Consider the following 13,302-nt stretch of genomic DNA (forward strand, 5'->3'; position numbering starts at 1 on the left):
CCAGAAGATGTGGGAGCATCGCAATGACTGCATTGAACGAGCGTCAGAAGGCTCTTGAAGAGAAGTATTTCCTGGACTTCGCAAGAGCAATCCGGGTTCGCGATCGACGCAATCGCATTCTGGCGAAGTGGGCGGCCCAGGTTGTCGGTCGCGCAGACGTATCGTGCTATGTGGAAGAGGTGATCACTGCTGGTCAAGCCGATCCGGGGGACGATGACGTCTTGCTGAAGGTTCTCGATGATCTGCATGCTGCTAACGTGGCAGCCGACAGGGCCATGCTGCAGGAGAAAATGCGCGCGCTCCTCTATGTAGCCGCCGAGCAGCTCGAAGCCGAGGAATGACCCGTTCCGTTTGCCTTGATCCCTACCCCTTCTCCTGTTGCGCTTCCGCAGACGCGACCATTCGTTTGACCACCACGAAGCTGTCGGGGGTGACGGAGATCGAATCAATTCCGCAGTCGACAAGGAAGGCAGCGAACTCGGGGTGATCGCTCGGTGCCTGTCCGCAAAGCCCGATCTTGACGCCAGCCGCCTTTGCGTCGCCGATGACCTTGCGGATCATCCACTTTACCGCTGGATCTTGTTCATCAAAGACGGCTGCGAGGTCCTCGCAGTCCCGGTCGATGCCAAGCGTCAATTGGGTCAAATCGTTCGAGCCGATGGAGAACCCGTCAAAGTGCCGCGCGAATTCCGCTGCCAGAATGACATTGGAAGGTATTTCGCACATGATGTAGATCTCAAGCCCGCTGCCCCGCTTCAATCCGTTCTCAGCCATCGTATCCAACACCTTTTCCGCTTCCTGTGGAGAGCGGCAGAAAGGGATCATGAGCGCGACATTCACAAAACCCATCCGCTCTCGAAGGCGCTTCACGGCACGGCACTCCAGCACGAACCCATCTCTGTAACGGGGTGAATGATAGCGGGACGCTCCACGAAAGCCGATCATCGGGTTTTCCTCTAGCGGCTCGAACTGCGGCCCGCCGCAAAGACCCGAATATTCATTCGTCTTGAAATCGCTCATGCGAACGATGATCGGTTTGGGAAATGCGACTGCGGCAAGTCGCGCCAGCCCGGCTGAGAGCTTGTCCACGAAGTATTCGGTCTTGTCGCTATATTCCCTCGTGAGGCTGTCGATTCTTTCCCTGGCGGCCTGATCTCGCAAACCGTCGAAGTGGACAAGCGCCATCGGATGAATCTGGATGGTATTCGTTATCACGAACTCCATGCGCGCAAGTCCGATGCCGTCGGCCGGTAATCGCCACCACCTGAATGCAGCCTGCGGGTCGGCTAGATTAAGCATCACCTTTGTTCGCGTTTCAGGTATATCGGAGAGGATTGTTTCCTCAGCGACGAAGTCCGCCCGCCCCTCGTAGATCGTGCCCTCATCCCCTTCCGCACAGCATACCGTGACCACCTGCCGCGGGTGGAGCAACTGCGTTGCGTTTCCAACGCCGACGATCGCTGGAATACCGAGCTCCCTGCTGACAATTGCGGCATGTGACGTCCGGCCCCCATGGTCGGTGACAATGGCGCTGGCCCGCTTCATCAGCGGAACCCAGTCCGGATCCGTTGTCGCCGCAACCAGAACGGCGCCGTCGACAAAGCCATCAAGGTCGTCAGTGTCCACGACAAGGCAAACAGGCGCGGCGGCTACGGCGTTGCCGATCGCAAGTCCTCGAGCAATCGGTCTTCCCTTGGAGTTGATGCGGTAGCTCGACAGCAGGTTGGTCGCCGCACGCGACTGCACCGTCTCCGGGCGTGCCTGAACAAGCCAAATCTCCTGGCTATGACCATCCTTCGCCCATTCGATGTCCATCGGACATTCATAGTGAGTCTCAACTGCAACGGCCCAACTGGCGAGCTGGACAATATCTTCGTCGCTCAAGACGATCAATGATCTCTCCTCGCCGCTCGTCAAGACGTCTTGCGTCGGGGACGATCCATCGCCGTAGACGAGCTTTCGTTCCTTGGAGCCGCGCCTTTTTCCTATTATCGGCACGACGTCAGGAATGCCGAGCAACGGCTTAAAGACGTGATATTCATCCGGATCGACGATGCCCTTGACGACATATTCGCCAAGCCCCCAGCTCGCGTTGATAACGGCAACCCTGGCAAACCCGGTCTCAGTTTCGATCGAGAACATGACGCCGGCTGCGCCAAGGTCTGAGCGTACCATCTGCTGGATACCTATCGACAGTGCCACCTTCATCTGCTCGAAGCCGTTAGCCTGGCGATATGCCATGGCACGATCCGTGAAAAGGGAGGCGTAGCAGCGGCGGCAGGTATCCATCAGGGCCCGTTCGCCAGCGATGTTGAGGTAGCTTTCCTGTTGACCTGCAAAACTCGCCGCCGGCAGATCCTCGGCGGTGGCGCTCGAACGCACCGCGACGGACGCAGCCTCGACGCCAAGCCTTTCCGAAAAACTGCGATAGGCCGATATCAGATCGTCCTCGATGTCGGGGGGCCAGGCACCTTGCAGGATGAGGGAGCGGATCGCTGTTCCAGCTTGAGAAAGGGTGTCGCGCCCCGATTCCCATGCATCCACAAGCGCGCGGATTGGTTCGCGCAAACCGTTGAAATCGATGAAGCGCCAATAGGCTTGCGCCGTCGTCGCAAACCCGCCCGGAACCTTGATACCGCTCCCGGAGAGCACGTTGATCATTTCGCCGAGCGACGCGTTCTTGCCGCCAACGTCGCCGATGTCACCTCGCCTGACGTCTTCGAGCCAAATAACGGATCTCATCCCAAGCCTCCAGCGTTTAAAGCCGGCAAATCTTAAACGTCAAGCCGCGGTCTGACCTTGACGGCCGTCAAAGCGCGTTCGGTAAGCTTGCCGCACAATGTCATAAGCGAGATGGGAGGGCACTGCTGTGGGCAAGTTGGCGCGTCAGGCAATCGTGGCGGAGATCGGCGAAACACATACACGCCTTGCGGTCACGGATTACGACCGACTGTCGATCGACCACTACGTACAGTTTGAAAACGACGCTTTCTCCTGGCTGGCCAGGTTCGCTGGTGACATAGCTCTTCTCTATGATGCCAGGGGCGGCATTTATCTCTGGGGGGCCATTCCGCGAAGAATGGAACGACGGTTGAGGGCCGATCTGTTTCGAGCAGCTTTCGAAGCGAAGGGCCGGCGGTCCGCCTGGCTTGCGGAGATACCAATTTTCATCATTCGTAGCGACGACGCGATTTTGAAGGGCGCGGCTTTGGCACTGTCTGGGCGCCTAGACTGAGCCGCTTGTTCGACAACGAGGCAACGGGCTCGGCGGTGTAGGTAGTCTCCGCTATCAGGAAGCCGCGTCGGTGCAACAAGAGGCGACCAACCCTTGAGACGGCCCGATACGTATCTGTCTTTCTTTGAGAAGGCCCTCCCTTATCACGACAACACTGTAGACCGAAGCGATCATGAGAACGATCAGGATCAGTAGAAGCCAATTCGACAGGACCACCTGTATCCTGTGCCATATGTCACGCCGGGCCATGTGGAAATCCCTGAACCTCGCGCCTTGGTGAACAAGAAACACGGACGGCAATGCTTTGCATTGGTCTGCGTCAAAGCGGCGACCGAGGCAGCTTTGACGGGCGTCAATGCGACAGCTTGCAGATAGCGGTCTAATTGTCTGGTCTACTGGTCGATGGGCCAAAGGAGTTGGAGGGACGATCCGGCTCCTTCTCATGTTCATTGTCGGCCGCCGGCTAGGCCCCACGTCTACTCAAAAGGAGAACCAGTCATGACTGAGACACCGACGAAACTCCCCGTCAAGCAAGAAGAAAAAGCGCTCCGCCCCCGCGCGCAATCGTGGATGCCCTTTGAAGGTTTGCGGGCTGAAATTGACCGCCTCTTCGACGACTTCACTCCGAGCTTCTGGCGCCGTTCGTTCGATCCTGTGCATATTCACGGCTCAACCGTCCTACCGACCTGGGCCCTCGCGCCGGCGATTGATCTCGTCGAAAAGGAGGCGAGCTACGAAATCACCGCTGAATTGCCAGGGATCGAGGAAAAGGACATCGAGGTTAAGGTCGCGAACGGAAATCTGACGATCCGCGGAGAAAAACTGGAAGCCAAGGAAGAAAAGGACAGGGAGTACGTACTGTCCGAGCGGCGCTACGGCTCATTCCAGCGCACTTTCAAGATGCCCCAAGGCGTAAAAGCCGAAGACATTGCGGCGACGTTTTCGAAGGGCGTGCTGACGGTCACGTTGCCAAAAACCAAAGAAGCTCAACAGAGCGATCGCAAGATCCAGGTGAAGGCCGCCTAACGAGCTCGGCGCTCCGCTCCGCAAGGGCTCAAGAGCTTCGCGGAGCGCTGGTCGCCAAAGGGAGGATTATCATGTCATTTAAAACAATTTTGAACGTGGTTGCCGACGGAGGAGCCGCCGAGGATCTGAAAATCGCGATGAACCTGAGCGGTGAGGTAAACGCACACCTCAGCACTCTGGTCGTCACCATTGCCCCCATGCCCACCGGACGCTATCAGACGCTATCGCCGAGTTGGCTGGAAATACGCGAGCGCAACCTTCAGCGGATTTCCGAACACCTTGTCGGGATCCGCGAGCGCCTTGCATCGGCCGGACTGTCATTTGATGTCGATAGCTTGTACGCGGAAGTCGCAGGCCCCGCTTATGATATCGGCGAAAGAGCCCTCTACGCGGATTTGCTTCTGGCCGGGCCTAGCGTATTTGCGAGTGAAGAGCTGAGGTCACAAATTGTCAGCGGCGGGCTTTTCCAAGCGGGTCGCCCAGTCCTGTTCGTTCCACCCGGCGCGAACGTGACATTGCGGCCGAGAGTGATCCTTCTTGCGTGGGACTCGCGTCCAAGCGCGGCCCATGCGGCCAGGGACGCCCTCGAAATAATGAAGATGGCGCAGTCTGTTCACGTCACGATGGTGGACCCCATTGCGGCATCCAGGGTCAGCGGTGATGAGCCAGGGGCCGATATCGCGACGTATCTCGCACGCCACGGCATTAACGTCTCGGTCGAGACCCTGCCAAGTTCAGGCCGCTTCGTGACTGATACCTTGCTGAGACACGCGTTGGACATCAACGCCGACATGATTGTCATGGGCGCGTATGGGCACTCCAAACTGCTTGAGCTTATCCTTGGGGGTGTTACGAAATCGATGCTCAAGCAGGCCAATTTGCCAATTCTGATGTCCCATTGAAGAGACGCCAGAGCCTCGAATGGAAAGGACAAACCGATGAAGCCGAGAATTCCACACGATTGCTGGATTTTGGCATGCGACGGGGGCCGTGCGCTTGTTTTGCGCAATGATGGAGATGTTGAACGTCTCAATCTCGTTGTTATGGATTCAATCGTAAACTTGGAGGCGCCGACGCGCATGCTGGGGAGCGATCGCGAAGGAAGGGTCTACCAATCGGTGGGCGGCGCTCGCAGCAAGGTTGAACAGACTGATTTGCATCAACAGGCCGAGGATCGATTCGTCTCCAGCCTTGCCGGCAGAATGTCATCCCTGGCACACGAAAAGAAAATGAAGATCCTCGTCCTCGTTGCACCTCCACGCGTCCTTGGCCAACTGCGTCGGCAACTCGACACCCACACCCGGTCTGTGGTCAGCGCAGAACTGGCAAAGGACTTGGTCAAATTCGATGTAGCGGATATCGAAAGCTATTTTGCGCAATAAGGCGTGCACGGAACGTCCGGCGTCAGGGTCGATCGAAACACGGATCGATGAGCGCACTATCGTCAATGTCGACGGGTATGTCGGGCCAGTCGTTGCGCGGATAATTTCCCTGCCCGACCCATGGCCCGCAGCTCTTGAATGCGCTTGTGATCTGTCTGGGACGTTTGGTTGACCCCGCCCGACCCGACGAATTCGTCGTCAGAGCCCTTTGCAGAGGTGCATGGGTTGACGCCCGGGGACAGTGTTGAAGTCATTGCAAGGTCGAGGCGCAAGGGGCTGGTGCCTGGAGAGAAGGTCATTCTCTATCCAAGTGATTGCATCGCCGACGGGGACTCCGTGGTCGAGCGATAGAACGCGACTTGGTGGATCAGTGCGCATGGTGATGGCGGCCGCGGGGTTTAAAGCTTTCATCGGCGTAGTGGAGCATCATCAATTCTCCAATGGTTTCGTAATTAATCAGGCCCACAACGCGCTCGCTGCTATCCACGATGGGAATGGCAGATGCTTGCGCTTCCTGCATGAGCTTCAAACTCATGTCGATCGGGGACTTCTCATCCAATGCGGGGATGTCGCGGCGCATAACGTCGCTTACGGACGCCCCCGCCCCCCTTTCCTTCATCGCACGGACAATGCCTTCTCGCGTCATCAATCCTTCGAACCGACCAGCCCCGTCAACAACGGGAAACTCGCTTTGGCTGGTGGCAAGAAGGAGCTCTACTGCCTCACCGACACGAGCCTGAAGGCCCAGTGTCGCGAATTCGGTGATCATTACATCACGGATGCTTGTGTCGTCGGAAATGGCTTGAAGGTCGCTGCCTTGCGCTTCAGTCTCCGCTGCGAAATAGACGAAGATTGCAATGAGGATAAGCAACGGGTTGAAGAAGACGCCAAAGACACCCATGGCTAACGCGATGGATTGTCCGATCCGAGCCGCAATTGAGGTAGCGCTCGCCCAGGGCAGATGCCAGGCAAGGACTGCCCTAAGGACACGCCCGCCATCCATCGGGAAGGCTGGGATCATGTTGAACACGACAAGGAAAATGTTGACCCCCGCGAGCCGCGCCAGGAAATCTACGCGGGGATCCTGCGGTGCCAGCAGTTTTTCCCAGCCCAAGGCGCTTCCAAGCACCATGACGATGAGGCCAGCAATCACGACGTTTACAAAGGGCCCTGCGATGGCGATCACCAACTCCTCAAGCGGTCTGGTGGGGTTGCGTTCCAACCGTGCTATGCCGCCGATTGGCAAAAGAGTGATATCCGGTGTCTGGATACCGAAATGCCGAGCGGCCGCGATGTGCCCGAATTCATGAAGCACCACGCAGAGGAAGACGCAGATGATAAAGGCGACGCCTTCATAGGCGGCAGTCGGACCGCCGATCCGGTAATGCATCACCCAGATCCAAATGAGAAGAAGGGCGAAAGTTACGTGCACGCGGACTTCGGTCCCTCCGATGGTGCCCAGTTTCAAGGACCATTTCATGATGTTGTCGCTCCGATACTCTTTTCCCAAAGCCGAACGTCGAAGAGTTCCGTCTACGGAACCACAAATCGATATGCTGTGCCTGCGCGCAGGATATCGAACGAAACTTTGCCATCGGCGGCGTCCAACAGGTCCTGAATCCGCGACGCCGAGACGGGGGGCTCGCCGTTGATCGATGTCAGGTAGTCACCCGATCTCAGCCCAGCTGCATAGGCGACGCTATCGGATGGTACTTCCATTAGTACCGGCCCTTTGGGCGTACATGCGCGCGAAGCCGATGAACCCGGCAGGGCAAGGGTCACGGTGTCCAGCGCGCCCTGGCCCGGAGAGCCCTGCACGTCTACGGGATCTAGAAGCTTCAGCTCCAGCCGTTGTGACCTGCCCTCCCGGCGGATATCGAGAGTAACCTGCGCATCGGGCGCAAGCAGACTGACTGCATTCTTGAAGGCAGCCTCGGTCGAGACCGCGTGGCCGTTAAGCGCGGTCACGGCATCGCCGAGCCTTACCCCCTGGCGCTCGGCAGCCGAGTTGCAGGTGAGCCGGTGGACGACCAGGTCCCTGGTCTTATCGTCTGCCTGTGAAAGGGTGACGGACACGCCGAGCCATCCGCGCTTTATGACGCCGTCCTTTATGAGAGCGCGAACGATCTTGGACGCGAAGTCGGAAGGGATAACAAAACCGACGCCCTGAGCGGCTTCGTTGGGCGGCGGCGCACCGCGCACCACTCCCAAAAGCTCGCCTGCCGCATTGACAAGCGCGCCGCCGGAGTTTCCCGGGTTAAGTGCGGCATCTGTCTGGATGTAGTCCTCATAGTCGTCGATCCCAAGTCCGGATCGGCTGAGGCCGCTTATGATACCGAAACTTGCTGTTTGCTCCAAGCCAAGGGGACTTCCCACCGCCACCACGAAATCGCCAACGTTCAGAACGGACGATCGCCCCCAGCCAAGGGCAACGAGGCCCCGCGCCGCGATCCTGATCACGGCAAGATCGGTGGGCTGATCGCTGCCGACAATTTCGGCCGGCAGAACGCGGCCATCGTTAAGCGTGACGGCGATGTCATCGGCATCGGCGATCACGTGGCTGTTTGTGACGATGTAACCCTGTTCGGCGTCGATGATGATGCCGGATCCCGCAATGGTAGAACCGCTCTGAACGATGAGGACATTATCGGGCAGGCCCAGGATCTTTCGAACGTTCGCATCGTCCAGCAAATCGTTTGTCAATATACGGCTGGCGGTACTGCTAATGCCAACGACCGCGGGCCGGACCCGAGACAGGGCATCAGAGAACCCTGTGCCACCACTTGCCGGGGCGGCTGGCGAAGCGGCGAACGCATAGATCGCGGTGGCAAGCAGGAAACATGGTAGATTCTGCATATCCTGCACTCCTGAAAAGAAGTCAGGATCTCATCTGTGCGCGCGCGCGCATTGACGCGCGTCAAGGAATATCGAATGTCAGTAGGCGATCACCTTGACGTCAGCTGCAGCCAGACGGCGATAGAGCCGGCCGCGTCGCCTGATTGGCCACCAGTCGTAGAGAAAAATCTCAAGCGCCCTCCAGTTTGCCACCCAACCGAAGATGACCAGGCTTTCACTGGCGACACGTGAGAGCGTGCCCTCACCCGACAGATTGGCCGCGAGCTGGCTTGCGATCAAGCCGAACGCGAGGATCGGCACGGCGATGAATAAGGCGCGCCGCCCCTCCCTTAAGAGCTGCCGCAACTCGCGACTGGCTTGCTTGGCGCGGCTTTCAAAATTATAGCGCATCGCGTCCTGGACAATACGCGTCGAAGCCGTGTCAGCTTCTCCCGACGGCAACTGCACGACGATCGCAATTGCTTGATCATTGGGGGCGTCCTCCGCCCAATCGACAATGAAACGCTCGGCGTCCTCGTCCAAATCGCGCTCATGAAACGGTGTGGGATCGAGCGAATTGAAGAGCCGAGAAAGTTGGTCGATGCGGATCGGGATCGTATGGCGTCCGCCGGTTGATGATCTCGTGTCCAACGTACGTGCTCCACACTTCGCCGCTGGCATGCGGAAGGGGTCAAGCGTCCTCGTTTAGTGCCCGCCGCACGCGGCGAATGACCACGGCCCGGGCTTTGTCGTCGGCTGCTTTTGCCAATTCCGCTTGCAAGTCGAGTACCAGCGATTGCAGATCGTTGTTCCAGTCCATCCGCCCCGCGCGAAGTGGATCGATGCGTGGCGGGGCGACGCCTTCAACTATCTCGACGGCTCCCTTCGCTTCCAGTCGGAACGAGGCATCCAAACGGGGACGAACCACCTTGTCCGGTCGAAGGAACGTCTGAAGCCGCTGTCTCATTCCCTCCAGAGCCGCATCCTCCCCATGCACAAGAAAGACCCCGGCGCCGATCGGCTCGCGCGCCTGCACCCATTCTGCCAGCTCCCTGCCATCGGCATGCCCGCTATAAATATCCAGCTTCCTGATGCGTGCACGGACGCGTATGTCCTCGCCTTGGATGCGCACCACCGGGGCCCCGTCCTCAAGAATGCGTCCCAAGGTACCGGCGGCCTGGTAACCGACAAGGAGCACGGTCCCCTCGTCTCGCCAAAGCCAGTTCTTCAGGCGATGCCTTATGCGACCGGCCTCACACATTCCGCTGGCGGCAATCACGATGTGAAAGCCTTTCATGAAATCGATTGCTTTCGATTGCTCCGGGGTCTCGGTGAAACGCACGTTCTTCGCTTGAAGGGCCTTGGCAAGCAGCTCCCCGTTCTCCAGTTCCCGCGCATGCCGTCTAAAAATTTCGCTCGCGCGTGTCGCCAGAGGCGAGTCGATGACGATCGGACATCTCTCGATTTTGCCGGTATCCATCAGATAAACGAGATCTGTGAGAAGCTCCTGAGTTCGTTCCACCGCGAAGGATGGCACGATCAAGGCGCCGTTTGGATGGGTCGCCTCCATGACCACCGTACGCAAAATGCGCCGTCTGGTTTCGTCGGTTGCATCTTCGCGCTCGACGTCGCCGTAGGTGCTCTCGCAAACGATATAGTCCCAGCCGGTTGGCGCGGCCGCGTCGTATTGCAGAAGCTTGTGACGTGGGCCGATGTCTCCGGAAAAGAGCAATCGGAGAGGCGTCGGTGCCGTGTCGAGCTCGACTTCGACGGACGCCGAACCGAGCAGGTGACCCGCATTCCAGAACCGAAACCGTATTCCCTCGGCCGCCGTCTCCCATTTGCCAAGCAGAACTTGCCTGAAGAGCGTGACCGCCACTGCTGCATCATGGGCATCGTAAATTGGCGTCACAGGTTGCCGCCCGCGTCTGAGGTTTCGGCGGTTGAGCTGATCGACTTCACTTTCCTGAATATGCGCGGAGTCTGGCAGCATGACGGAACACAGATCGGCCGTGCCCGGCGTTGCGAAAATCGGGCCGCCGTACCCAAGTTTGGCGAGCTTCGGCAAGAGGCCGGAGTGGTCGATGTGCGCATGCGTCAGGATCACAGCGTCGATGCTGTCGACATCGAAGGGCAACGGACGATAGTTGAGTTCTTTTTCGGTCTTCGACCCTTGAAACAGCCCGCAATCGATCAGAACCTTCGTTTCGCCGAACTCAAGCAGGTGGCAGGAACCGGTGACGGTGCCTGCGGCCCCGTGAAAATGAAGGAGCGGTTGAGTATTCATCGACATGTGCCTTGTTCTGATTGCGGGGTCATGTGCCATGAAAGGTCTTCCGTTCAGTCGCAAGTCTGTAGATTAGGCCGGCGGCTCTGATGGGCCCCGTCGGTCGGCAAGTGTCGCCACAAGAAGCGCCTTGGCTGCATGCATGCGATTTTCAGCCTGATCGAAGACGATCGAGGATTTGGATTCAAACACACCGTCGCACACTTCCATGCATTCGACGCCGAAACGCTTGGCGATACGGGCGCCCGCCTCGTCTTCCCGGCAATGCCAGGCGGGAAGACTGTGCATCAGCTTCGTTTGTGGGTTATCGGTCGCCTCCATAACATTCTCTCTGACGGCAAAGGGCGCAAGCTGTCTCACCCGTTCGGCCCAACGCACGTCCGTGTCGCCAAACCACGGCGCCGTGCAGATAAAGTCTGCCCCGAGAATACCGGTGCCGACGTGCTCAAGTACCGCTATCCTGCCGCCGCTATCCCTTGCAGCCGAAGTCACATTTTCAATGAAGGACGCCTCCGGCCAGAAACTCGGCGGTGAAACGATGCGAAGGTCGATGCCGAGTTTTGAGGAAGCCACGGCCAGTGATCGAGCGACGTTGCTGCGTCCATCCCCAAGGAAGGCCACGATCATGCCATCGAGAGGCTTCTCACTGCATTCCTGCATCGTCACGAGGTCGGCCAAAGTCTGGGTGGGGTGTGACGTGTCGGTCCCTCCATTCAAGACGGGCACACACGCCCATTTGGCGACCTCTTCGACGACGGATTGGGAACGCCCAATATATCCGATTGCATCATAAAGCCGGTCGAGAAAACGGGCCGTGTCCTTGATCGATTCCCGATAGCGCGTGTGACCGGCTGATGGTCCGATCAAGGTCACGTTGGCACCTTGGTCGTAGGCAGCGACTTCAAAGGCCGCGCGCGTATGGATCGAATCCTGTTCGCATAACAGAACGACGTTCCTGGTGCTCAGTTGCTTGAGCTCGGTTCCACTCTGCCTTTCTTCCTTGAGGGTGCCGGCAAGCCGAAGCAGATAGTGGATTTCATCGGCAGTCAGGTCGTCAAGGGAAAGCACGCTACGACCACGAAGATCGATCGACATGGCGCATTCTCCTTTTTGGGCGCGCTCCTTAAGATAAATAAAAGACAGATATCCGCTACCGGCATTGATGCTCGTCAATGACGGCTCGCCTGCCGACGGGAAAACTCACTTCATAATGCCATGCCGCCATAATCGGGGAGAGCCTACAGTCGTGCGGCACAAAGCTCTGGACCCGGCCGGCTCTTTAATTCCGACTGACTCATCGGGAAGGATATCATGGCTTGCGCCTATGCCGTCGCCCCAATCAAAGCATCACAGGTCGAACGGGCCTATTGCCTGATCGGCGCGGTAGGCTACGACGTCGACCCTTGTGCATGGCGGCAGGTCTGTGCAGCGGCGCTCATGCGCAGACACCCCTCCCCCTTTGTCAAGGAGATTGCGGTTGTCGAGGATTCGCTCGGCTACATCAGGGGGATCGCCATATTGCGCGTGAGGCATCATGAAAGACTGGGCCGCCACCTCTCGGTTCCCGTCTTTGTCGTAGCCAGCGCCGGCGATCCGCGCGGTGTCTGCGACGCCCTGCTCGAATATTTGAGACTAGCGGCATTCAACAGGCATTGCCGCGCCATTCATGTCGCAAGTCTTGCGCCGGACAGGTGGCCGGGTGCGGACGGAGAGGTCGACGGAATAATCATACCGCTGCGCTGAAATCTCCAGTGAGCGTCATCGATAGGCGACAGCCCTAAGCGTTCTGTTTCACGGTGCGCGCACTGAATACATAGCCCACTCCGCGGACCGACTTGATGAACTCGGGACGGCGGGGGTCTCTCTCGATCTTCCTGCGTAACCGCGCTATCTGGGCGTCGATTACGCGGTCGAAGGCCTCCAGCGATCTGCCGCGCGTCAAATCCATCAACATATCCCTATTGAGGACGCGGCCGGCATGTCTCACGAGAGTGCACAGCATGTCGAACTCGGCCGTCGTCAAGGCGATCTCGCGACCGTCTTCAGATGTCAACCGACGACGGGAAACGTCGAGGCGCAAGCCTTCGAAACAGAAGGTTTCGCTTTTTTCATTCTCCTGAATCGACACGACTCTAGGTCGATTACGGCGAAGTGCACCTCTTACGCGTGCCAGAACCTCACGAAGGTGGAATGGCTTCGTGACATAGTCGTCGGCCCCGATTTCCAGGCCAACCACACGATCAACCACGTCGTCCCGGCCGGTCAGCATGATGATGGGAATATCGGAATGGGCGCGAAGCTCACGGGCGAGCGACAGCCCATCCTCTCCAGGGAGCCCCAGATCGAGCAAAACGATGTCCACATGGGCCTTATCGAGCCTGTCTCGCATTTCGCGGCCATCACCGGCAAGGCTAACCCGATAGCCTTCCCCTTCGAAGTAGCGTGACAACATCTGCCTTATGCGTGGATCGTCGTCCACAACCAGAACGAGTTCCGGCTCGCTTCTAGCGTTTGCCATACCTTTCCCCGAAGTTGGT

The 13,302-nt window shown here is 58.3% G+C and carries 13 protein-coding genes; 6 read left to right on the top strand and 7 right to left on the bottom strand.

Annotation, left to right across the window (positions count from 1 at the left end):
* Positions 1 to 23: 23 nt before the first annotated feature.
* Positions 24 to 341 (top strand): ATPase inhibitor subunit zeta, encoded by a 318-nt coding sequence (locus IB267_RS16160; RefSeq protein ID WP_192448521.1) that lies wholly within the window; start codon positions 24 to 26, stop codon positions 339 to 341.
* Between the two features lie 22 nt (positions 342 to 363).
* Here the strand turns inward: IB267_RS16160 and ppsA are convergent, their stop codons facing one another.
* Complete coding sequence (ppsA, locus tag IB267_RS16165; RefSeq protein WP_192448522.1) at positions 364 to 2,742, bottom strand: phosphoenolpyruvate synthase; 2,379 nt, start codon at positions 2,740 to 2,742, stop codon at positions 364 to 366.
* 127 nt (positions 2,743 to 2,869) lie between these two features.
* Here ppsA and IB267_RS16170 point away from each other — a divergent pair, with 127 nt between their 5' ends.
* From IB267_RS16170 to IB267_RS16185, 4 genes are all read left to right on the top strand, one after another.
* Positions 2,870 to 3,235 (top strand): glucokinase, encoded by a 366-nt coding sequence (locus IB267_RS16170; protein WP_192448523.1) that lies wholly within the window; start codon positions 2,870 to 2,872, stop codon positions 3,233 to 3,235.
* Between the two features lie 498 nt (positions 3,236 to 3,733).
* Positions 3,734 to 4,261 (top strand): Hsp20/alpha crystallin family protein, encoded by a 528-nt coding sequence (locus tag IB267_RS16175; RefSeq protein ID WP_192448524.1) that lies wholly within the window; start codon positions 3,734 to 3,736, stop codon positions 4,259 to 4,261.
* Between the two features lie 71 nt (positions 4,262 to 4,332).
* Positions 4,333 to 5,163, top strand: coding sequence for a universal stress protein (locus IB267_RS16180; protein WP_192448525.1), 831 nt, complete (start codon positions 4,333 to 4,335; stop codon positions 5,161 to 5,163).
* Between the two features lie 36 nt (positions 5,164 to 5,199).
* On the top strand, positions 5,200 to 5,643 hold the full coding sequence (locus IB267_RS16185) for a host attachment protein (protein ID WP_192448526.1): 444 nt from the start codon (positions 5,200 to 5,202) through the stop codon (positions 5,641 to 5,643).
* Between the two features lie 367 nt (positions 5,644 to 6,010).
* On the opposite strand, the gene IB267_RS16190 is transcribed toward IB267_RS16185, so the two are convergent.
* From IB267_RS16190 to argF, 5 genes are all read right to left on the bottom strand, one after another.
* Entirely contained in the window at positions 6,011 to 7,123 is a 1,113-nt protein-coding gene (locus IB267_RS16190) for a site-2 protease family protein (protein ID WP_192448527.1), read from the bottom strand.
* Positions 7,124 to 7,176: 53 nt separating this feature from the next.
* A complete protein-coding gene (locus IB267_RS16195) occupies positions 7,177 to 8,499 on the bottom strand; it encodes a trypsin-like peptidase domain-containing protein (RefSeq protein ID WP_192448528.1) in 1,323 nt (440 codons plus the stop codon).
* A 78-nt stretch (positions 8,500 to 8,577) separates the two neighbouring features.
* A complete protein-coding gene (locus IB267_RS16200) occupies positions 8,578 to 9,129 on the bottom strand; it encodes a hypothetical protein (RefSeq protein WP_246810674.1) in 552 nt (183 codons plus the stop codon).
* 40 nt (positions 9,130 to 9,169) lie between these two features.
* Positions 9,170 to 10,765, bottom strand: coding sequence for an MBL fold metallo-hydrolase RNA specificity domain-containing protein (locus IB267_RS16205; protein WP_192449237.1), 1,596 nt, complete (start codon positions 10,763 to 10,765; stop codon positions 9,170 to 9,172).
* 72 nt (positions 10,766 to 10,837) lie between these two features.
* Positions 10,838 to 11,860, bottom strand: a complete 1,023-nt coding sequence (gene argF, locus IB267_RS16210; RefSeq protein WP_192448530.1) for an ornithine carbamoyltransferase — start codon at positions 11,858 to 11,860, stop codon at positions 10,838 to 10,840.
* Between the two features lie 216 nt (positions 11,861 to 12,076).
* Here argF and IB267_RS16215 point away from each other — a divergent pair, with 216 nt between their 5' ends.
* Entirely contained in the window at positions 12,077 to 12,508 is a 432-nt protein-coding gene (locus IB267_RS16215) for a hypothetical protein (protein ID WP_192448531.1), read from the top strand.
* Between the two features lie 34 nt (positions 12,509 to 12,542).
* Here IB267_RS16215 and IB267_RS16220 read toward each other — a convergent pair whose 3' ends face one another.
* Positions 12,543 to 13,283, bottom strand: coding sequence for a response regulator (locus IB267_RS16220; protein ID WP_192448532.1), 741 nt, complete (start codon positions 13,281 to 13,283; stop codon positions 12,543 to 12,545).
* Between the last annotated feature and the right edge of the window lie 19 nt (positions 13,284 to 13,302).

The organism is Ensifer sp. ENS09 (assembly GCF_014852425.1).
Classification (GTDB): Bacteria; Pseudomonadota; Alphaproteobacteria; order Rhizobiales; family Rhizobiaceae; genus Ensifer.

Excerpts from the sequence above, each read along its gene's own strand:
- IB267_RS16160 (WP_192448521.1), top strand. The coding sequence starts at position 24 with ATGACTGCATTGAACGAGCGTCAGAAGGCTCTTGAAGAGAAGTATTTC.
- ppsA (WP_192448522.1), bottom strand. The coding sequence starts at position 2,742 with ATGAGATCCGTTATTTGGCTCGAAGACGTCAGGCGAGGTGACATCGGC.
- IB267_RS16175 (WP_192448524.1), top strand. The coding sequence starts at position 3,734 with ATGACTGAGACACCGACGAAACTCCCCGTCAAGCAAGAAGAAAAAGCG.
- IB267_RS16180 (WP_192448525.1), top strand. The coding sequence starts at position 4,333 with ATGTCATTTAAAACAATTTTGAACGTGGTTGCCGACGGAGGAGCCGCC.
- IB267_RS16185 (WP_192448526.1), top strand. The coding sequence starts at position 5,200 with ATGAAGCCGAGAATTCCACACGATTGCTGGATTTTGGCATGCGACGGG.
- IB267_RS16190 (WP_192448527.1), bottom strand. The coding sequence starts at position 7,123 with ATGAAATGGTCCTTGAAACTGGGCACCATCGGAGGGACCGAAGTCCGC.
- IB267_RS16195 (WP_192448528.1), bottom strand. The coding sequence starts at position 8,499 with ATGCAGAATCTACCATGTTTCCTGCTTGCCACCGCGATCTATGCGTTC.
- IB267_RS16205 (WP_192449237.1), bottom strand. The coding sequence starts at position 10,765 with ATGAATACTCAACCGCTCCTTCATTTTCACGGGGCCGCAGGCACCGTC.
- argF (WP_192448530.1), bottom strand. The coding sequence starts at position 11,860 with ATGTCGATCGATCTTCGTGGTCGTAGCGTGCTTTCCCTTGACGACCTG.
- IB267_RS16215 (WP_192448531.1), top strand. The coding sequence starts at position 12,077 with ATGGCTTGCGCCTATGCCGTCGCCCCAATCAAAGCATCACAGGTCGAA.
- IB267_RS16220 (WP_192448532.1), bottom strand. The coding sequence starts at position 13,283 with ATGGCAAACGCTAGAAGCGAGCCGGAACTCGTTCTGGTTGTGGACGAC.